The organism is Candidatus Delongbacteria bacterium (assembly GCA_020634015.1).
Taxonomy (GTDB): domain Bacteria; phylum CAIWAD01; class CAIWAD01; order CAIWAD01; family CAIWAD01; genus JACKCN01.
Genome location: JACKCN010000002.1, coordinates 424,905 through 445,309 on the forward strand (window position 1 = coordinate 424,905; position 20,405 = coordinate 445,309).

At 64.0% G+C, this 20,405-nt stretch carries 13 protein-coding genes and 1 tRNA gene; 8 read left to right on the plus strand and 6 right to left on the minus strand.

Going from position 1 to position 20,405, the window contains the following annotated elements:
* Window positions 1-824: 824 nt before the first annotated feature.
* On the minus strand, window positions 825-1,862 hold the full coding sequence (locus tag H6678_05850) for a cytochrome-c peroxidase (GenBank protein ID MCB9473315.1): 1,038 nt from the start codon (window positions 1,860-1,862) through the stop codon (window positions 825-827).
* Window positions 1,863-2,283: 421 nt separating this feature from the next.
* On the opposite strand from H6678_05850, the gene H6678_05855 reads away from it, so the two are divergent.
* On the plus strand, window positions 2,284-4,314 hold the full coding sequence (locus tag H6678_05855) for a hypothetical protein (GenBank protein ID MCB9473316.1): 2,031 nt from the start codon (window positions 2,284-2,286) through the stop codon (window positions 4,312-4,314).
* 2 nt (window positions 4,315-4,316) lie between these two features.
* Here the strand turns inward: H6678_05855 and H6678_05860 are convergent, their stop codons facing one another.
* The 4 genes from H6678_05860 to H6678_05875 all read right to left on the minus strand — a co-directional run bounded on the left by H6678_05860 (window position 4,317) and on the right by H6678_05875 (window position 9,079).
* Window positions 4,317-4,685: a hypothetical protein gene (locus H6678_05860; GenBank protein MCB9473317.1), complete on the minus strand. Its 369-nt coding sequence runs from the start codon at window positions 4,683-4,685 to the stop codon at window positions 4,317-4,319.
* Window positions 4,686-6,575 carry a methyl-accepting chemotaxis protein gene (locus tag H6678_05865; protein MCB9473318.1) on the minus strand — a complete coding sequence of 630 codons (1,890 nt, stop codon included), beginning with the start codon at window positions 6,573-6,575 and terminating at the stop codon, window positions 4,686-4,688.
* Between the two features lie 100 nt (window positions 6,576-6,675).
* Window positions 6,676-7,935: a substrate-binding protein gene (locus H6678_05870; protein ID MCB9473319.1), complete on the minus strand. Its 1,260-nt coding sequence runs from the start codon at window positions 7,933-7,935 to the stop codon at window positions 6,676-6,678.
* A gap of 40 nt (window positions 7,936-7,975) precedes the next feature.
* Window positions 7,976-9,079, minus strand: coding sequence for a hypothetical protein (locus H6678_05875; GenBank protein ID MCB9473320.1), 1,104 nt, complete (start codon window positions 9,077-9,079; stop codon window positions 7,976-7,978).
* A 393-nt stretch (window positions 9,080-9,472) separates the two neighbouring features.
* Between H6678_05875 and H6678_05880 the strand changes: the two genes are divergently transcribed.
* The 4 genes from H6678_05880 to H6678_05895 are packed head-to-tail and all read left to right on the plus strand — an operon-like array spanning window position 9,473 to window position 15,899.
* Complete coding sequence (locus H6678_05880) at window positions 9,473-10,081, plus strand: TetR/AcrR family transcriptional regulator (protein MCB9473321.1); 609 nt, start codon at window positions 9,473-9,475, stop codon at window positions 10,079-10,081.
* 41 nt (window positions 10,082-10,122) lie between these two features.
* Window positions 10,123-11,304, plus strand: coding sequence for an efflux RND transporter periplasmic adaptor subunit (locus tag H6678_05885; GenBank protein ID MCB9473322.1), 1,182 nt, complete (start codon window positions 10,123-10,125; stop codon window positions 11,302-11,304).
* Window positions 11,305-11,319: 15 nt separating this feature from the next.
* A complete protein-coding gene (locus H6678_05890; GenBank protein ID MCB9473323.1) occupies window positions 11,320-14,502 on the plus strand; it encodes an efflux RND transporter permease subunit in 3,183 nt (1,060 codons plus the stop codon).
* Window positions 14,499-15,899 carry an efflux transporter outer membrane subunit gene (locus H6678_05895; protein MCB9473324.1) on the plus strand — a complete coding sequence of 467 codons (1,401 nt, stop codon included), beginning with the start codon at window positions 14,499-14,501 and terminating at the stop codon, window positions 15,897-15,899. The genes H6678_05890 and H6678_05895 overlap by 4 nt, the downstream gene beginning before the upstream one ends.
* 109 nt (window positions 15,900-16,008) lie before the next feature.
* Here H6678_05895 and H6678_05900 read toward each other — a convergent pair.
* Window positions 16,009-16,082: transfer RNA gene (locus H6678_05900), tRNA-Arg, on the minus strand.
* 258 nt (window positions 16,083-16,340) lie between these two features.
* Between H6678_05900 and H6678_05905 the strand changes: the two genes are divergently transcribed.
* The 3 genes from H6678_05905 to H6678_05915 all read left to right on the plus strand — a co-directional run bounded on the left by H6678_05905 (window position 16,341) and on the right by H6678_05915 (window position 20,282).
* Entirely contained in the window at window positions 16,341-17,546 is a 1,206-nt protein-coding gene (locus H6678_05905) for a hypothetical protein (GenBank protein ID MCB9473325.1), read from the plus strand.
* On the plus strand, window positions 17,543-18,880 hold the full coding sequence (locus H6678_05910; protein ID MCB9473326.1) for a cation:proton antiporter: 1,338 nt from the start codon (window positions 17,543-17,545) through the stop codon (window positions 18,878-18,880). Before H6678_05905 ends, H6678_05910 begins: the two co-directional genes overlap by 4 nt.
* A 73-nt stretch (window positions 18,881-18,953) precedes the next feature.
* Window positions 18,954-20,282, plus strand: a complete 1,329-nt coding sequence (locus H6678_05915; protein MCB9473327.1) for a cation:proton antiporter — start codon at window positions 18,954-18,956, stop codon at window positions 20,280-20,282.
* Window positions 20,283-20,405 lie beyond the last annotated feature (123 nt).

Consider the following 20,405-nt stretch of genomic DNA (forward strand, 5'->3'; position numbering starts at 1 on the left):
CCGCCCTCCATTTCCGTGTGACGCCCCAAGGACGGATCCGCCTTTCGACTGCACAAGATCCGGCCGGCGTGGGACAGCAATCGCCGGGGCGCGTGTCAGGGGAACTGGACGGTGGCGGCTTTGTGGCGGGCGCACCTGTCAGAAGATTCCATGGCCCGCGCGCCCAGCATTGTCCCGGCGAAATCTGTACCCCCCACGCGCGTCATGCCTCCCAGCGTACTGGCGGCCGCCACTGGATGGCCGTGCTGATCTTCATCGGATTCATGCTGGCGGTGGGTTGGTTGTGTCACCAGTCGCTGCGCGAGCCACCCTTCGACCTCTTCGGGCTCACGGAACGGACGATCACTTCGAAAAGACCCCAGCCGATGTCTGACACGGAACCCCGCATTGGCTTATCGCCCCCATGGGCAAAGGGTGACTGCAGAGCTTTCAAGCGCATCCATGCTGCGGGGCAGAGGCCATTGCGCAGCGCCACGATGACGGATCATTTCCCTGGAGTTTGCGTGAAGGGTCACAACCGAATGAATGCAACAGTCTCTCATTGCGCTGAATCGCGGGGTCGGGAGTGACGTCGTTCAAGCGTTCACACGTGTCCACATGATTCCTGAGTGATTGGATGTGAGACCGTCCCGGCGCCTTCGTGCGCTGCAGGAAGGGCGGACCCGCGCCTGCCACAGCAAGATCCAGCGGGAGTGGGACAGCGATCGTCGGGCAGGCAATCAGGGGAAGTGGACTGTGGCGGCATCCGGGCAGGCGGGCTTGTCGGCGAAAATGTCACGCGGGAAAGGTGTCTTTCCCGCGTGACATGCATGTGAACCGGACGGTCAGATTCCGCGGTCGGGTCTGGGAGTGTCGACCGTGGAAGGCGGCAGAATGGGCAGGGTGATCTGCGGCTGCTCGCCCGTCAGGGTCTTGAGGAAGGCCACGATGCGGGTGGCTTCCTCGTCCGTGACGGGCAATCCCAGCTGGATGTCGGCCATGGTCATCACGGCTTCCTTCAGATCCCAGACACTGCCGTCGTGGAAGTAGGGATAGGTCAGTTCGATGTTGCGCAGAACGGGCACCTTGAACACGAAGCGGTCGGCCTCGTTCGCGGTGACATTGAAGCGACCCAGGGTCGTCGAATCGCGATAGGGCTTCTTGAGGCCCATCTTCTGGTACATGGCGCCACCCACGGCGAGGCCGTTGTGACAGGTCACACAGCCCTTCGCCTTGAAGAGGCGATATCCTTCCAGTTCGGTTTCGGTCAGAACTCCATCGTCGCCGTAGAGCCAGCGGTCGAAACGGGAATTGGGCGTGGTCAGGGTTTCCTCGAAGGCCGCGATCGCGTCCTGGACCGCATCCATCGTGGGGGGCGCGGAGTAAACGGCGTTGAACTGTGCCACATACTCGGGGATGGTGACCAGCACGTCGAGGGCGGCTTCATGCGTGAAGGCCATTTCACCGGGGTTGGCCACCGGTCCGCCGGCCTGTTCCTTCAGGTCCGCCGCTCGGCCATCCCAGAACTGGGCCAGATTGTAGCGCGCGTTGAGCACGGTGGGGCTGTTGATGGGACCCAGCTGCCAACCATGGCCAATGGAACTGGGCAGGTTGTCCACTCCACCCGTGGCCAGATTGTGGCAACTGTTGCAGGAGAGGAAACCGCTCTTGGAGAGGCGCGGTTCGAAGAACAGCTGCTTGCCCAGTTCCACCTTGGCCGGGTTGGCCACGGTCTCGGTCAAGGGCAGGGGTGCCAGGGGCTCGCCTTCGCGGATCGTGGGTGTTGTTGCGGATTCGGCCATCGGGGCGCCGGACTCCTGCTGACTGCAAGCGGTTGCCAGGCCCATTGCAGCCAGGCAGATCAGGAACAAGGATCGGTTCATGGTGGACTCCATGGTTCGGAAGGTGGTCGGTGGGCTGGCGGGATGCAGCTCAAGGCAAGAAAGTCCGCCCGCCCCAAGTCTTTACGTCACAATGATTTGTGGCGTGTCACAAAGGTACGGAGGGGGTCGGTGTCGCACAAGCGCGTCGGGCACTCGATCGCTGGTCTGCGTCGAATGCGGGATCAGCGGACGGCGTGCGAATGTTTGCTCAGGACACGATTTGTTGGCGATGTCATGGTCTCCCGGGACCATCACCGATGGCAAGGGTGCACGTGCGAAGTGTGTCCAGTGAAGGATTGAGGCAGGCATCGGGCATCCGTTCCATTGACACCCGACCCGGGGAATCGAATCTTCGGCGGCAGAAAAACAAGACCGCGCCCCCACAACAACCGTCAGCGCTCAAGATTCCCGGGAGTCCGCCATGCACGCCTCTGCGTCCTCGTTGTCCCTTCGTCGGCTCTGCTCCAGCGGCTGGATTCTGGCGTTGCTGATTCTGCTGCCATTGCGCGGTTCCCTGGCCACCGAAGTATTCTCCCAGCCTTTCAATGGCACGGGCACGATCCATCGCTCCTGCTTCATGGATCCCGACGGCAGCAACTGGGACGAGTTCGCCTGGGACAGTTTCCAGCTTGCCAGCGCCGAGGCGATCACCGAAATCCACTGGCGGGGCGGTTTCTCGCCCGCCTACAATCATTCGGGTGGTCCGGTTCAGGAGTTCGAGGTGGCGCTGGTGGCCAACAACCTGTCGCTCTGGGAACCCGATGTGGTGCATCCTCCGCTGGTTCGCTGGTTCTCGGGCGACAATTGCGGGCAGACCCTCGTGGGCACTTTCGGTGGCACCCAGCTCTACGATTACCACTTCACCCTGCCCTCGCCCTTCCAGGCTGCGGCCAACACTCGGTACTGGATTCACATCACCGCGTATCAGAACGGTGTGCCCGACTGGGGCTTCGCGGCCGCCAGCGGGGGCAACGGCTCCCATTTCCGCAAGCAGTCGGAATACATGTACCAGTCGGTGCCCGGGGACTTCGCCTTCAGCCTGTTCACGTCCGCAGCACCCACGGCCCTGATCGTCGCGGATGTCAATCCGGTGAACGGCGGTTCGGTCTTCGGAGATGGAGTGTATCCACTGAATGCCAGCGCCCTGCTCAGCGCGACTCCTGCCTCGGGCTTTGGCTTCGATCGCTGGACCGAGGCCGGCAGCACTGTCAGCCATTCGGCCAACTACACGTTCACCGTCACGGGGGATCGCGACCTGGTGGCCAACTTTCTGCCCGCCTGGCAGGTGAACACGGTGTCCTGGCCCAGCATGGGCGGCACCACCAGCGGTGCGGGACTTTACAACGCGGGGGCCAGTGTCACGGTTGAGGCAACGCCCGTGCCGGGCTACGAATTCGTGCAATGGCTGCAATGGGGAAGTCCCGCCAGTTCCACTCCAGTCTGGACCTTTCAGGCCACGGCGCACGTGGAACTGGAAGCCCGGTTCGCCCAGTTGCCGGCTACGGCCACCTTCGATTTCGACACGGGCACGCCGGCCTGTTTTCCGTCCCAGATCATGCCTGCCTCCCAGAGCCATTCCGGGCTGACAGCCTTCCTCAGTCCCTGGAGCGGCTCCTGGTCGATCCAGAATTCCTTCCTGGGCTGGGTGCCGTCCGTGTTCGACGGGAACTTCCTCTATCCCTCCAGTTTCAACTGCACCCTGTTGATCCAGTTCAGCCAGCCATTGACCGACCTGGGGCTCTGTTTCATGAGTGGCGAAGTCTCCAGCGAGTTCGACACCGCCTCGCTGCTGAGGATGACGGCCTACATGGACTCGCCGGCCTCTCCGGCTCTGGCCAGCGTGTCCGGTCGGGGAGACTGGATGTCCGGTGCCTACCCCGAAGGCCGGCTTGAACTGGCGTCCGCCCAGCCGTTCAACACGGTGATTGTGGATGTGCCGTCGGGGCAACCCTATCCCGTGAGCAACTGGTTCTTTCTGGACAACCTGATCGCCCAGCGCTGGCAGGCACCGCCCGTGATGCTGACGGTGACTGTGATTCCTGCGGGAGCGGGCACTGTGGAGGGAGCGGGAGTGTATTCCGCGGGTGACACCGCCAGTCTGCTGGCCAGTGCGGCGCAGGGCTTCGTCTTTTCAAGCTGGAAGGAAGCGGGCCTCGAGCTGGGCAATCAGTCCGCTCTGGACCTGCTGATGGACGGGGACCGGCAGCTTCAGGCCGTGTTCGCTCCGGTGCTGGGTATCAGCCGTGATCCACTGGCCGACCCCGGGCTGCTGGATCTGGGCTGGGCCTGGCCCGCGGAGGGCTTCGTGCTTCAGCAGCGCAGCGACTCGCCGCCCTTCGCCTGGTCCGATGTCCTGCTGCCGGTTGAGGTGGTCAACGGGCGCAATCGGGTGCAGGTGCCCGAGGAGCTGGGCGTACATGTTTTCCGTCTGGCATACGTGCTGGCACCATAGACTCAGAAGCGGAAGCGCGAGATCGTCTCCTGCAGTTCGCGGGTCACGGCATCCAGTGCATTCGCTGAATCACGGGTCTGGCCGGCGCCCTGATTGGTCTGTTCCGCGGCACTCGCCACCCGTTCCATGCTCTGGCCGATCCGCTGATTGTTGTCCACGGCGCTGCCCATCAGGCGACCGATCTCGTTGGTGGTCACGCTCTGCTCTTCCACGGCGCTGGCGATGGTGGTCTGGGTTTCATTGATCCGATCGATGATCGTCGAGATCCGCACGATCGCCTCGGCCGTGCCGCAGGAATCCTGCTGGATCGTCTGCACCAGCCGCGCGATTTCCTCGGTAGCGCCAGCGGTGGCTTTGGCCAGTTCCTTCACCTAGTTGGCCACGACGGCAAATCCCTTGCCCGCTTCCCCGGCCCGGGCCGCCTCTATGGTGGCATTCAGGGCCAGCAGATTGGTCTGACCCGCGATCGTGGAAATGACCGTGATCACCTTGCCGATCTCCTCGCTGCTCACCCCGAGACGCTCGATCGTCTCGTTCGTCTCACGCGCGGAGTTGACGGCGTCACTTGCCGTGGTGGCCGCGACCTGGGCATTCACCGAGATCTCGCGAATGCTGGCACCCATTTCGGAGGTGGCCGCCGCCGCCGCCGTCGTGGACTCATTCACCTGCTGGAGCGCATTCACCGTATCCGCCGCTTCCGCCAGCGTGGTCCTGGCCTTTTCGCCCATGCCGTCGCTGGTACCCCGGATGTCGTGCGAAGCCGATTCCAGATCCTGCATGAAGCGCCCCAGCAACTGGATCACGCCACTTGTGTTTTCCACCGCGTGATTGATGCCCTGGCAAAGGCGACCGATGGCGTCTTCGCGTTCCACCGCGATGTTCACCGAGAGGTCTCCCTCGGCGAAGCGGTTCACTCCATCCAGAATCCGGATCACCGATTGATTGAGATAGGCTTCCTGCTGCTCGATCGCTGCCTTGGCACGGGTGGCCTCCTCGGCAGCCAGTTGGGAGTCTTCGGCGGCCCGTGTGATGGTCGCCTGCTGTTCGTGCAGGGCCAGGCGCGACTGCTCGGCCTGTTCGGCAGCCTCGCGGCTCTGCTGCAGGGCCGTGCCGATGTGTTCCACCATCTGGTTGAATGCGCCGGAGAGTTCGCCCAGCTCGTCGGACGTGGTCACGGGCACACGCACATCGGTCTCTCCACCGGTGACCTTGCCCGCGAAGTCCTTCAACAGGGCGATGGGTTTCAGAATCGTGGTGATGCGTGCCAGCGTGAACAGGATCACGCTTGCCCCCAGCAGACAGAAGAACAGACTCATCCAGAACAGCCGCGTGGCCTCACCGAGGATCGCCTTGCGCGGCAGGCTGGCCAGCAGTACCAGTTCGGGCGCATTGGCACGTTCGCCCAGAGTGCCCAGAGTCAGCGGTTCGTAGAGTGCGAAGACCTTTCTGCCCTCGGCGGTGACTTTGGTGATCTGGCCGTTCTGGGTGCTGTCGGCCAGGAAGCTTCTGAACGCCTCGGTCATGCCGGCATGGCTCCCGGCATTGCCCTCGATCGTGTCCAGCAGCAGTCGGGTGTTCTTGCGGTCGACACACATCAGTTCGGTGCCCGTGAGGCCGCGCCCGGCCATGTCGGTCGCGATGTCGGACAGCCGATCCGAGATCGAGGCCATGTCCAGCCAGGCCACCAGAAAGCCGTTGCTGTCGCCGGAAAAGCTCTGGCAGGCGAAGCTCAGACAGAAGCCACCTTCGTCCAGCGCGCCCAGATTGCGACCTTCGGCCGCCGTCTCGAAGCTCAGGCACTGGGCGCCGGGACTGAGGCCCAGCCCGGCGGCAAAGTCCAGCCGCTGCCCACGGAGTTCCTCGAGCTCGCCGGACCGGCCTGCCGCCCGCAGGATCGTTCCATCCGTATCACAGAGCATCAGCCCGGTGATACCATCCTGGGTGGACAGCATCTCGCCGAAACGGGCGACCAGATCATCCACCGTGTCGAACTCGATCGACATGCCGTAGATGTCTTCCTGAACCCAGCCCTGGAAGCGCTGGACCTGCTGATCCAGGTAGTTTCCAATCGTTTCGCCCGTGCTGTGCATCGAGAACCCCGCCAGATTGCGGGCCCCGTCAAGGGCCTGCCTGCGGGCGCTCGAGTAGTACATGATGTTGATCATGAGAATGATCAGCAGGGTGGGCGACACCGCCAGCATCACCTTGTGTCCGATGGTGCCGCGGGCGGGAATCCGGAGAGTGCTTCTGAAGTCCGTCATGATGAGTCGTCCTGCAAGCGAATGGAATCAACCGGTGGTCAGGAACGCAATCCACGGGCGGAGCCGCACTGGCGCCACTCCGCCCGTGGACGTCACGCGATCAGTTGAGTGCTTCAAGCGTGGTGGGCAGACCGGCGGCCTTGCGGGTGGCGTCCCATTCGGCACGCGTCTTGAAGGCCTTGCTGCCGTTCATGGTGGCGATGATCTCGAAGTAGTCCAGCTTGTACTTGTCCTTCAGCACCTCGGCTTCCGGCTTGCAGCGCACGGCGTAGACCGTCTGGATCGACTGATGGTCGAAGTCGCGCCAGACCTGCTGGTCCTTGAGCATGGTGTAGGCGTGGCCCTCGAGTTGTTCGATCACGCCCTTGTCATCAAAACTGCCCGCGCGCTCGACCGCCAGTTTGTACTGGAAGAGGATCGTGTAGGCCGACCCGCCCGAGCTGCTGGGATAGCGCCCGTACTCGGCGGCATAACTGTTGACGAATTCCTTGCCCTGCGGGTAGTTCTTGGCAAAGGGAACCTGCCAGCACCAGGGCAGCGCACCGACCACGCCTTCCATCACCTTGGGGCCCCCGCCTTCGGCCATGCCCAGAGTCAGGTTGGGTACCACGATCTGCATCTGGGTCTTCAGGCCCATGCTGGTGGCCAGGCGCACCGCGTTGACCATGTCGTCACCGAAGAGCACCAGCACCAGCACATCGGGCTTGATTATCTTGGCAAAGCTCAGCGCCTTCTTGAAATCGGCTTCGGTGGCACCGGGGAAGGGGGTCTTGACACCCTTGTGGGCCGCCTTGTCCTCGGTGCGGGTGAACTTCCTGAATGACTCCTCCGTGGAATGCCCCCAGGTGTAGTCGGCCGTGATGTAGGCGTAGCTCTTGCCGGAGAAATTCTGGTTCATGTAGTCGGCAAGGACCTTGGCCGCGGACCAGGAGTCGTAGCATTCGCGGAATGTGTGACGATGCGCCTTGGTGTCGGTGGTCTCGTTGGAATAGGTCAGGGTGCCGAAGAACGGCACCTTGTACTGCTCGCAGACCTCGCCCACCGCGACGGCCACGCCGCTGGAAGACCCGCCGAAGATCATCTTCACGCCATCCTTGGTGATCAGATCGGTGGCGTTCTGGCGCGAGAGATCCGCCCTGGACTGACTGTCCTTCCAGACCAGTTCCACCTGTTCACCCAGGATGCCGCCCCCGGCGTTGATCTGCGACACCGCCAGATTGGCGGCACGCCACTGATCCAGCCCCTGCACGGAGTACGGGCCGGTCTTGGGATAGTTGAGGCCGATCTTCACCGCCTCGGCCGCGGACACCATCACGGTGCAGCCCAGCAGGGCCATCATGAGTGTCTTGCATGCATTCATCGTGATTTCTCCTGTGATGTCGGAATCCGGTGGCCCTGGCTCAGAATGAGAACAGCAGGGACGACTGAAGGCGCAGCGCATCCACGGATGTGGTGGCGGTGGCCGTTTTGTACTCGGTGCTCCAGCTGCCGGCTTCCAGACCAAGCTTGGTGTTCCTGTCCAGCGTGAACCAGCCGTTGAGCCAGATGGAACTGTTGAGGGCCCGGGCATCCACGGCCAGATCCTTGTCGTCCGGGTCATCCTGGCTGTAGCCCAGATTGCAGCTCAGCCGGGGGCTGAGGGCCAGCGAGGCCATGAACCAGAAGCCGGTCGCCTGCAGAGTCTCGCCCGTGGCCGTGAGACCCTGCCCGATGCCTCCCGTGTAGGCGGCCAGATTCTCGCCGGTCCAGTATTCGCCGGACACGCCCAGAGCGCTGGTCAGTGGCACGCTCAGGTCCACGTTGACGCAGTTGGAACTGAGGGTTCCGTCCTTGTCGTAGTCTCCCTGCATGCCGGACACGCCAAGAGTGGTCTTTCGTTCGGTCAGTCCGCTGAAGGACCAGGCTGCGCGGTACTGGAAGGTGGGCATGCCGGAGGCTTCGCCCCCGATGGTACGGGCCAGCGCGACGGCCGTTGTGATGCCGCCGAACTGCTTCGTGACACGCACCTGCGGGCGGCGGAAGCCGATGTTGCCTGCCCACCAGGCCACGGGAAAGTTCACCGTGTTGGGGTAGAGCGGTGAGACCAGATCCCAGGTCTGGCCCGCCAGCAGGTTCCAGCCCGAGTCCTTCCAGTCCAGCTGCATGTAGGCGTGACGCATGCGGGGAGTGGCCTTGTTCTCGGTGCCACCGGCACCGTAGAAGTCCATCTCCACATTGGCGGAACTGTGGAATGTCTCACTGGGGCCTTCCAGCCTGAAGCCCAGTCGGGTCTGGTTGGCGGTCATGCTCAGGTGGGGTTCCGCCTCGGCATCCGCGGCCCGTACCGAGACCCACTGGGTGTAGTTGTCCAGGCTGGTGGGCTCGGAGGTCCAGGACAGGTCTCCCTTGACATAGCCATAGAAGGTGATGGGAATGGACGAGGAGAGGGACTCGGCCGCGAGAGGCGTCTCCAGACAGACAAGGCACAGCAGACCGAACACAATGCAATGGCACAATTGTTTCATCGATCACTCCATCATTACAAGCGGTTTCCCGGTTTTACCGCTATCGCGAAGATTGATCTTGAGGCTCGCAGTCAAGTGCTGGAGCCAGTTGGCGGATGCAAAGCTGATATCCCGATGATTTCGCTGTTATGATTGTGCGTGATACGCATCCTGTCGGCGGGGGACAAAGGCGCATTCTGGTCACGCTGCAACAGGGTGCAACGCTCAGCATTCCGGCATTTCGGGGCCCATGCGGCACCCAGTGCATCGGGAATGTGGGTGTGCGTGAAGCGGGAATCCCGGGGCTTGGGGATCCGGAACGGTCTGCTATCTTGAGCGCAAATTCAAAATCTGAACAGGCATTCAATGAATGAACAGTCTGTCAATTCTTGCGCTGGGTCCGTGAATCGACGGGTGCCGACACGCAAGGAACGGGAGCGTCTGGCGAGACGGGCCGAGATTCTGGCGGTGGCTCGCGAACTGTTCGCCGAGAAGGGCTTTCACAATGTGTCCATGCAGGAAGTGGCGGCCCGCTCCGAATTCTCCACCGGCTCGCTCTACGCATTCTTCGAAAACAAGGATGCCCTCTATCACGACATGATGCTGGATCTGACCGACGACTTTCATCAGCGCATCGCCCTTGCACTGGATGAGGCCGAGGATGAGCTGGCCGGTCTGCGTGCCTATCTGGCCGCGAAGGCCGAGCGTTTCCAGCAGAATGCCGGGCTGCTGCGTCTGTATTTCAAGGAGTCCGGCGGGCTGAGCGCCAGCATTCGCGAGGATCTGCGCGAGGAGATGTGCACACGCCACAATCGTCTGATCGAACGCTTGGGAGCGATTTTCCAGTCCGGCATCCAGCGGGGCGTGTTCCAGCCGGTGGCCCATCCCCGCATGCTGGCACTGGCACTGGTCTCCCTCAGTACGGCGGTCCAGCTCGACGGCTTCGGGATCGGGCCGGACGACACGATTCCCAAGGATCCCGACAGCGTGTTGAATGTTCTCTTCAAGGGCTTGCTGGCATGACACATTCCGCCCGCCCGTCTTCAAACATCACAGGAGTTTCCATGCGGAATCACAGTGCAGGACCGTTTCGACTCATCACGGCCGTCGCCCTGGTGTGCAGTGCCCTGCTGGCAGGATGCGGCGCCCCGCCCACTCCTCCCCAGCCCGGCGGTGTCCCGGTGAGCGTGATCCCCGTGAGCCTGCAGGATGTGAGCCTGACCACGAGTCTCACCGGGCGCATCCAGCCCTTCCGGGTGGCCGAGATCCGGCCCCAGGTCAGCGGTGTGATCCAGGAACGTCTTTTCGTTGAAGGCAGTCTGGTCAGCGAAGGCCAGGTGCTGTACCGAATCGACCCTGCCCTCCATCAGGCCGCGCTGGACAATGCCAGCGCCGCTCTGGCCCGGGCTCGCGCCAGTGAAGGGGCCATCAGTGCCCGCCAGCAGCGCATCGAGGGCTTGCTGCCCACCAAGGCCGTGAGCCAGCAGGACTTTGACAATGTGGTGGCCGAACTGGATGCGGTGCGTGCCGAGATCCAATCCTGGGAAGCCCAGGCAGAACTTGCCCGGATCAATCTGGGTTACACCGAGGTCAGATCGCCCATCGCGGGGCGCATCGGGCGCTCGGCAGTCACCGAAGGAGCCGCGGTCACCGCCTACCAGCCGATTCCGCTGGCTACCGTGCAACAGCTGGACCGCGTGTATCTGGATCTGCCCCAGGCCACCTCGGATGTCCAGCGCCTGCGCACCCAGCTGGCCGCGGGCCGTCTGGTACAGGAAGAGAATGCCGAAGGCAACGTGCGGATCACGCTGGAGGACGGCAGCGAGTATCCCCTGGCGGGCACTCTGCGCTTCCGGGATGTGAGCGTCAATCCCGCCACCGCTTCGGTGATCCTGCGGGCCATCGTGCCCAATCCGCAGGGCGTGCTGCTGCCGGGCATGTTCGTGCACGCCGAGCTGACCGAGGGTGTCAACACCGGTGCGGTGCTGATTCCGCAGCCCGCCGTGTTGCGTGACCCCAAGGGCAATCCCTTCTGCTGGGTGGTGGCCGAGGACCAGACCGCCGCGATGCGCACCCTGGTGCTCGACCGGGCCATCGGCGACCAGTGGGTCGTGCTCGATGGGCTCAGTGGAGGCGAATCCCTGATCATCGAGGGACTCCAGCGCCTGCGCCGTCCGGGCACCCCTGTGGTGGTCACGCCCAGGGATGATGGGGCCACCGCGAACACGCCCGCCACCGGTCACTGAGCGAGGAGCCCGATGCTGTCCCATTTTTTCCTCAAGCGCCCGGTCTTCGCGTGGGTGATTTCCATCGCCTTGATGGCCGCGGGCCTGCTGGCGATCCGCAACATGACCGTCTCACAGTACCCGCCCATCGCGCCGCCCTCGATCGCGATCCAGGCCTACTATGGTGGTGCCTCGGCCGAAACGGTGGAGAACACCGTGACCCAGGTCATCGAGCAGAAGATGACCGGGCTGGACGACCTGCTCTACATCTCGGGCAAGAGTTCCTCCTCAGGTCTGGGGCGTCTGGAACTGACCTTCGCGCCTGGCACCGACCCGGATCTGGCCCAGGCCAAGGTCCAGAACAAGCTGCAGCTGGCGATGGCCAGCCTGCCCGAGGTGGTGCAGCGCCAGGGTGTCTCGGTCAGCAAATCCACGCGCAACTACCTGATCATCGTGGGGCTTGTCTCACCGGACGGCACCCTGGATGGTGACGCCCTGCGCGACTACGCGGCCACCAACCTCGAGAAGGTGCTGGCCCGCGTCGAAGGTGTGGGCGAGGTGCAGAACTTCGGCACCCAGTACGCGATGCGGGTCTGGCTGAACCCCGACAAGCTGGCCCAGCTGCAGCTCACCTACGAGGATGTGGTGGCCGCGCTGAAGACCTACAACGTCGAGATCTCGGCGGGCCAGTTCGGCAGCCTGCCCGCGGTGGAAGGCCAGCGGCTGAACGCCTCGATCGTGGTCCAGCACCTGCTGCAGACCCCCGAGGAGTTCAACGACATTCCCCTGAGATACAACGCCGACGGCTCGGCCGTGCGCATCCGGGATGTGGGTCGTTGCGAGGTGGGCGCCGAGCGCAGCGACATCGTGGCCCGCATCGACGGAGCCCCGGCGGCCGGCATCGCCATTCGCCAGGCGGCGGGCGCCAACGCGCTCAAGACGGCCGAGGCGGTCAAGAAGACCATGGAGCGCCTGAGCGAGGACTTTCCGCCCGGGATGCAGGTGGTGTATCCCTTCGAGACCACGCCCTTCACCCAGGTGGCGATCCACGAGGTGGTCAAGACCCTGTTGCTGGCGATCCTGCTGGTGTTCATCGTGATGTATCTCTTCATGGGAAACATCCGTGCGACACTGATCCCCACCATTGCGGTGCCCGTGGTGATTCTGGGCACCTTCGGCGTGCTGGGGCTCTTCGGCTACTCGATCAACATGCTGACCATGTTCGCGATGGTGCTGGCCATCGGACTGCTGGTGGACGACGCGATCGTTGTGGTCGAGAATGTGGAACGCGTGATGGCCGAGGAGGGCTGCTCGGCGCGTGAGGCGGCCGAGAAGTCGATGCTCGAGATCACCAGCGCGCTGATCGGCATCGGTCTGGTGCTGGCCGCCGTGTTCACTCCCATGGCATTCTTCCCCGGATCGACGGGCATCATCTATCGCCAGTTCTCGGTGACCGTGGCCTCGTCGATGCTGCTCTCGGTGGTGGTGGCGCTCATCCTGACTCCCGTGCTCTGTGTGGCCCTGCTGAAACCGGTGGCCGCGGGACACCAGCCCTCGGACCAGGCGCTGCCGCTGTTCAGGCCCTTCTTCCGCTGGTTCGACCGCGGGTTCTTCAGCCTGCGCCGGCGCTACATCCACCTGACCCGGCTGGCGATCACGCACCGCTTCATCACGCTGTTCATCTTTCTGGGCATCTTCGGCGCGATGGCCTTCTTCTTTCTGCGCATGCCCACGGCCTACCTGCCCGACGAGGACCAGGGCACGATGATCGTGATGGCCATGCTGCCCACCGGCTCGACCCTTGAGCAGACGGAGCAGGTGCTGGCCAAGGTGCGCGACTACCTGCACGCCAATGAGTCCGAGGCGGTGGCCTCCTTCCTGAGCGTGGCGGGCACCAGCTTCGGTGGCCAGGGACAGAACATGGGCTTCGGTTTCGTCAAGCTGAAGGACTGGGGACTGCGCCAGGATGCCCGGCTCAAGGTGGGCGCACTGACCCGGCGCACCATGGGTTTCTGCATGAGCATCAACGAGGCCATGGTGTTCGCCTTCCAGCCTCCGGCCGTGTCGGAGCTGGGCAACGCCACCGGTTTCGACTTCCAGCTGCAGGATCGCGGGGGGCTGGGTCACGCGGCCCTGATGGCCGCCCGCAACCAGATGCTGGGCATGGCCGCGCAGGATCCGCGTCTGGTGCGTGTGCGCCCCAACGGCATGGAGGATGAAGCACAGCTCAAGATCGATGTGGACCGCGACAAGGCCGGCGCGCTGGGCGTGCCGATCTCGGCCATCCACAACACCATCGCCATCGCCTTCGGCAGCGCCTATGCCAACAACTTCATCCAGAACGGCCAGGTCAAGAAGGTCTTCGTGCAGACGGACACGCCGCAGCGCATGCTGCCCACGGATCTCTCGCGCCTTCACATGCGCAACATGGCGGGGGAGATGGTGCCCTTCGCCTCGCTGGCCAGCATGCGCTGGGAATCGGGCTCGCCCCTGCTCGAGCGCTACAATGGCTTTCCCTCGGTGGACATCTGGGGCGAACCGGCTCCCGGGCTGAGTTCGGGCACCGCGATGGACGCGATGGAAGAACTGGCCAGCAGATTGCCCAAGGGCTTTGCCCACGAATGGACCGGGTTGTCCTACCAGGAACGCCAGTCCTCCTCGAGCGCCGGGCTGCTCTACGCCTTTTCGATCTTCGTGATCTTCCTGACCCTGGCCGCGCTCTACGAGAGCTGGCCGATTCCGATCGCGATCCTGTTGACGCTGCCGCTGGGTGTGATCGGTGGTGTGCTGGCCTCGGGCCTGCGCGGCTATCCCAACGATGTGTACTTCCAGATCGGTCTGCTGACCGTGCTGGGGCTGACCACCAAGAACGCGATCCTGATCGTGCAGTTCGCCAAGGACAAGGTGGATGAAGGCATGGGCCTGCTCGAGGCGACCCTCGAGGGTGCCCGTCTGCGCCTGCGCCCGATCGTGATGACCTCGCTGGCCTTCGGTTTTGGTGTGCTGCCGCTGGCGCTGGCCTCGGGCGCGGGCTCGGGCGCCCAGCGCGCGATCGGCACGGGCGTGCTGGGCGGCATGATCACCTCGACCCTGTTGGTGATCTTCTTCGCACCCTATTTCTATGTGATGGTCTACCGTGTGCTGGGCAAGCACCGGGAAACGGCAGAAGCCATCCCGGCACCGACCACGGGCACCACTTCCGAAGGGAGCACGCGATGAAAGGCTTCCGTCTGGCCCTGCTGCTGGCTCCACTGCTGGTGAGCTGTACCATGGCCCCGCGATACACGCGACCGGAGGCGCTGGTGCCCGGGAGCTGGCCCGAGGCCGATTCCCTGGCGCTCAGCGAGCTTGCGGCCGTATCACAACCCTCGGTGGAGGAGTTCTACCGGGACCCGCGCCTGCGTTCGCTGCTGGAGCTCACGCGGGAGCACAATCTGGACCTCCGCCTGGCGACCCTGAATGCCGAGACCGTGCGCGCCTACTATCGCATCGAGCGCGCCAACCTGTTGCCGGCGGTCTCCGCCGTGGGCGCCGGCACGCGCCATCTCACGCCCGCGGATCTGGCGTCCGGTGGCACGGCCACGATCAGCGAGCAGTACAGTGTGCAGGGTGGCATCAGCGCCTGGGAGCTGGACCTCTTCGGCCGGCTGCGCAGCCTGAAGAAACAGGCGCTGGAACAGTATCTGGCCTCGCGGGAAGGCGAGCGCGGCGCGCGCCTGGCGATCACGGCCGCCGTCGGCCAGGCCTGGCTGGGGCTGGCGGCATCCCGCGAGCAATTGGGGCTGGCCCGGTCGACCGTGGTGTCCTTCGAGGAACTGTATACGCTGGTGGAGAATCGCTTTCAGGCGGGTCTGGCGTCCCGTCTGGATCTGCTGCGCGCCCAGACACAGCTGAATGCGGCCCAGCAGGCCGAGGCTCGCTATCGCCAGCTGGTGGCCCAGGACCGCAATGCTCTCGCCCGCATCGTGGGCGCACCGATTCCCGAAGAGCTGCTGCCCGCCAGTCTGGACGATGTGCTGGCACCCCTCGAACTTGAGGTGGGTCTGTCCTCGGCCGTGCTGCTGGAGCGCCCCGACATCCAGGCCGCCGAGCACCGACTGCGCGCGGCCAACGCCTTCATCGGAGCCGCGCGCGCGGCCTTCTTCCCGCGGATCTCGCTGACCGGTCTGGCCGGCACCGCCAGCGCCGAACTGAATGGCCTGTTCGGTCCGGATTCGCGAACCTGGACCTTCAGCCCCCAGGTCACGCTGCCGCTCTTCGACGCGCGCGTGTTCTCGGCACACTCTGCCAGCGCCCTGTCCCGCGAGAGCGCGCTGACCCAGTACCAGGCCTCGATCCAGAGCGCCTTCCGCGACGTCTCCGACGCCCTCGTGACACGCCAGGCCCTGTGCGAGCAGGCCCGCACCCAGGACGAACTGGCCCGCGCCAGCGAGCAATCCCTGGACCTGGCCCGCCAGCGCTACGACTCGGGTCTGGATTCCTACTTGAGCGTGCTTGACGCCCAGCGCAGCTGGTACGCCGCCCGCGAGAGCCAGGTGGCCCTGCATCTGGCCGATCTGGCCAGCCGGATCCAATTGTACACGGTGCTGGGAGGGGCGGGGCAGGACGAGGACTGACGGTCCAACGGCAGCGGGCCAGGACGCATTCGACAGTCCTGGCTTTGGGCAGGGAGAAACGTGAAAGAGAAAGGGGTCCGCAGCTGCGGACCCCTTTTGTCTGTCCAAGCGCACCCAGGAGGATTTGAACCCCCAACCTTCTGATCCGTAGTCAGACGCTCTATCCAGTTGAGCTATGGGTGCCTGTCGCGCGCGGGATGCGCCGCACAGGAAGCCCGGAATTTAAGCCGTGGCATTGATGTATGCAAGGATGGGGGCATTTTTCCCTTGAAATTCCGGGTATCGGAGCGGTTCGCGGGATTCTCGGTACAGCTGACGGAGGGCCTTGGCTGCATTGCCAAGAGGGAGAGAATGCTCAGCGGCTGGCTTGAAAATCCCTATTTTCCATGCGCTTGCTCAACGTTCTGTCGTTTGTCAACATCGCCACTCCGGAGACGCCGCGTGAGTTCACCCTACGTCATCCTGCTGCTCGCGCTGCTGGTGTTGCTGGCGGGGACCCACGTGCTCACGAGGCGGCGCATGCCGCGGATCCTGCAGCCCTTGCTGGCCGGTGGTCTGGGCTACATGGTGCTGGGGGTGCTGATGGGGCCACATGTCGGGGGGCTGGTGGGCGATGATGCGCTGCGCGAGCTGGACCCCGTGATCAACCTGGCCATCGGGTGGGTGGGGCTGGTGCTGGGCCTGCAGCTCAAATGGAAGGACCTGAAGTTGATCAGCTGGCCGGACCTGCTGGGCAGCATGATCCACTTCCTGGTGATCGCGGGCGCCACCTCACTGGGTGTGTTGGTGGTGCTGGTTGAATACGGGCACGCCGCTCCTTTGGGCACCGCGCTCACCCTGGGGCTGATCGCCGGCACCAGTTCGCCCACTTTCCTGCTGCTGCTGGAAGGAGCCAGGGCCGCGCGCACGGCCACGGGGCGCCGGATGCTGCTGTACGCCAATCTGAGTTGCATCTACGCCATCCTGCTGCACGGGCTGCTCTCGGTCTGGGTCTTTCCCCAGACGGACCTGGCCCAGTGGTTGGCACCCGCGCCACGCATCGGCTTCACTCTGCTGCTGGCGGGCATGCTGGGCATCATCTTTCACTTCTTTCTCTCGCAGGGTGCCGCCAACAAACGCATGGCACTGCTGCTGATCGGAATGATGGTCTTCTGCGGGGGCATTGCCGCGGTCACCCACATTCCGCCGCTCTTCCTGAACCTGCTGATCGGCGCCTGGTTGATCAATCAGGCCCGGCACGGCTACCGCCTGTATCACTTTCTGGTGGTCTATGAACGGCCACTCTTTCTGACCCTGTTGCTCGTGGCGGGCCTGCTCTGGGTGCCCATCCCGGGGCTCTGGCGGGTCCTGATCGCACTGCTTGTGCTACGAACCCTGATCGTGGCGGCCACCCGCAAGCTGGATTCAGGGCTTTGGCCCGGGAACGAGGAACGAGCTCAGGGCCAGGACCAGGTCCCGCCCTTGTCCTTGCTGCCATTGGGCGGTGTGGCATTGGCAATGGCGATCAGCCATGACCAGTTGAATGGTCAGGAGTCGGTACTGGCCCTGGCGGTGCCTGCCGTGCTGGTCTTCGCGCTGGTGGCGGTACTGTTCCGCAAGAAGAGGGTCGTGCCCGTGTCACCTTCCTCCGGGGATGGTTCCAGGTGAGGCTGACGATTCTGCTGGCCTTGCTGGGGGTCATGTACGGTCTGGGGCATTTGGCTCCCGGCGAGACGGATGTACTGCTGCACCAGTCCACGGTGGCCTTTGGGTTCATGATTCTGGCGGGAGTGGTCTTTGGTGATTATGCCCAGCGATTCGGCATGCCCGCGATCACGGGCTACATTCTGGCGGGGCTGTTCTGTGGCCCGGATCTGCTGGGCCTGCTCTCGCCCGCCGTGGTGCAGCACCTTTCGCTCTTCGACACTCTGGCGCTGTTCCTGATTTCCATGGAGGCGGGCGGCGAACTGGACCGACAGGCCATCCGGCGCCAGTTTTCTCTGCTGATGGCTGGCACCCTGCTGCAGCTGGTGGTCGGCCTGGCGGTGATGACTCCCGTGCTCTGGGCGCTGTCGCGCTGGATTCCATTTTTCGGGGGGCTGTCGCACGCGGGTGTCTGGGCATTGGCCCTGATGCTGGGGGTGATTTCGGTGGCCAAGTCGCCCATCGGCACGATTGCCGTGATCATCGAGACCGGAGCCCGCGGACCCGTGCGCGATTTCATTCTGGGGGTCACCATCCTGATGGACGTGGCCGTGATCCTGGTCTTTGCCCTGCTGGCCTCGTTCTGTGTGCCGTTGATTTCGGGGGTGGAGTCCCACTCGCATTTCCTGCTGGATCTGCTGCACATCGGGCTCAGTCTGCTGCTGGGGGCGGGCATCGGCGGGCTGTTCATCGTCTACATCCGCCAGGTGGGCAAGCAACTGCATCTGGCGATCCTGGCCGTGGCCATCCTGATGGTGAACGTGTGTGCCACCTTTCATCTGGAAGCCATGCTGCTGGCGATCGCCGCAGGCTACGTGATCTCGAACCATTCCGACCATGGCAGGGAGTTCATTCACTATCTGGAGCAGGTGTCGCTGCCCGTGTTCGTGGTGTTCTTCGGCATCGCGGGGGCATCGGTGCAACTGGGCGGGCTGGGGCGGATCTGGCCGCTGGCGCTGTTCTTCGTGCTGCTGCGTGGTGTTGCCAAGTGGTTCAGTACCGAACTGGCCGCACGCTGGACCCATGCCGGCAGGCTGGTGGCGCGCCAGGGCTGGAAGGGGTTCATTGGCCAGGCGGGTCTGACTCTGGGTCTGGCCACCCTGCTGGCTGATGCGGTGCCCGTGTTGGGTTCGCAGATCCGTGATCTGTTTCTGGCCGCGGTGCTGGTGAATCTGCTGGTGGGGCCTGTCCTGCTCAGGCAGGGCCTGGTGGCAGCAGGCGAAGTTCCGGGCATGCGGCAACGCCGCACCGGCCCACGCGTGGGTGAACCCGCATTCGGCACGGGAGAACTCCAGTGACACCAGCGTGTCCTTTCACACCGCTGAGCCGCATGGGCATTGTAACGGTCGAGATGTCGTCAGGAGGTGCAACATGGTCAGCCTGACCGTCCTGCTGGCGCTGCTGGGCGTGATGTTCGGCCTGGGCCGGCTGGGCCCCGGCGCCGCCGATGCGGTGATCCATCACTCCACAGTGGCCTTCGGCTTCATGATCCTTGCGGGCTTCGTGTTCGGGGACTGGGCGCGACGCGTCAAGTTGCCCTCGATCACCGGATACATTCTGGCGGGACTGTTCTGCGGGCCGGATCTGCTGGGCCTGCTGTCCCCGGAAGTCGTGCAGCACCTGAGTCTGTTCGATACGTTGGCGCTCTTCCTGATCTCACTGGCCGCCGGTGGCGAGTTGGACCGCGCTGCGATCAAGCGTCAGTTTCCTCTGCTGAGTGCCAGCACGCTGGCGCAGGTCTTCGTCGGACTGTTGCTGGTGACACCCGTGTTCTGGGCGATCTCGGGCTGGATTCCCTTCTTCGACGGTCTGGATGGTCCGGCGCGCTGGGCGTTGGCGTTGCTGATCGCCACCATCTCAGTGGCCAAGTCGCCCATGGAGACCATTGCAGTGATCATCGAGACGGGTGCCCGCGGACCGGTGCGCGATTTCATCCTCGGGGTGACGATCCTGATGGATGTGGCCGTGATCCTGGCTTTCACCATGGTGGCCGCACTCTGTGTGCCGCTGATTACGGGGGAGGCGGCCAGCCAGAATCCGCTGACCGAAATGATTCACATCCTGTACAGCATCCTGGCTGGCATCGGGGTGGGCGCCGGATTCATCGTCTACATGAATCGCATTGGTCGCCAGCTGCCTCTGGCCATTCTTGCCGTGGCGATCCTGATGGTGAACCTTTGCGCCAGTTTCCATCTGGAACCCTTGTTGGTGGCGATCGCTGCGGGCTATGTGATCGCCAACCATTCCAGTCATGGGCGTGATTTCATCCATCACCTCGAGGAGGTGTCGTTGCCCGTGTTTCTGGTGTTTTTCGGCATCGCGGGTGCGTCGGTACGGCTCAATGGCCTGGGCCGGGTCTGGCCCTTCGCCCTTCTGTTCGTGTTGCTGCGCATTCTGGCCAAGTGGGGCAGCACCCAGCTTGCGGTGAAGTTGACGGGAGCGCCCCGACCGATCGCACAACACGGCTGGAAAGGCTTCATCGGTCAGGCCGGGCTGACCCTCGGACTGGCCGGGATGGTCGCCAGCTTGCTGCCCGGAGTGGGCGCACAGGTGCGCGAGATGTTTCTGGCCGCCGTGCTGGCCAATCTGCTGATCGGGCCGATCCTGCTCAAGCAGGGGCTTGGGGCGGCCGGGGAAGTGCCTGTGGTATCCCCGTCCGCATCGCAGTCCCGGAAGGCAAGTCCTCAGGGCGAGCGCTGATCAAAGGCACAGCCGCGAGGTGCCCCCTCAAGCCTCCAGGGGGCCCCGCATGCACATGGGGGAAACCCTCCGGGTCCGATCCGCCCTGCCACCGCGAAACCAGCTCCTGATTTCCACAAGGCC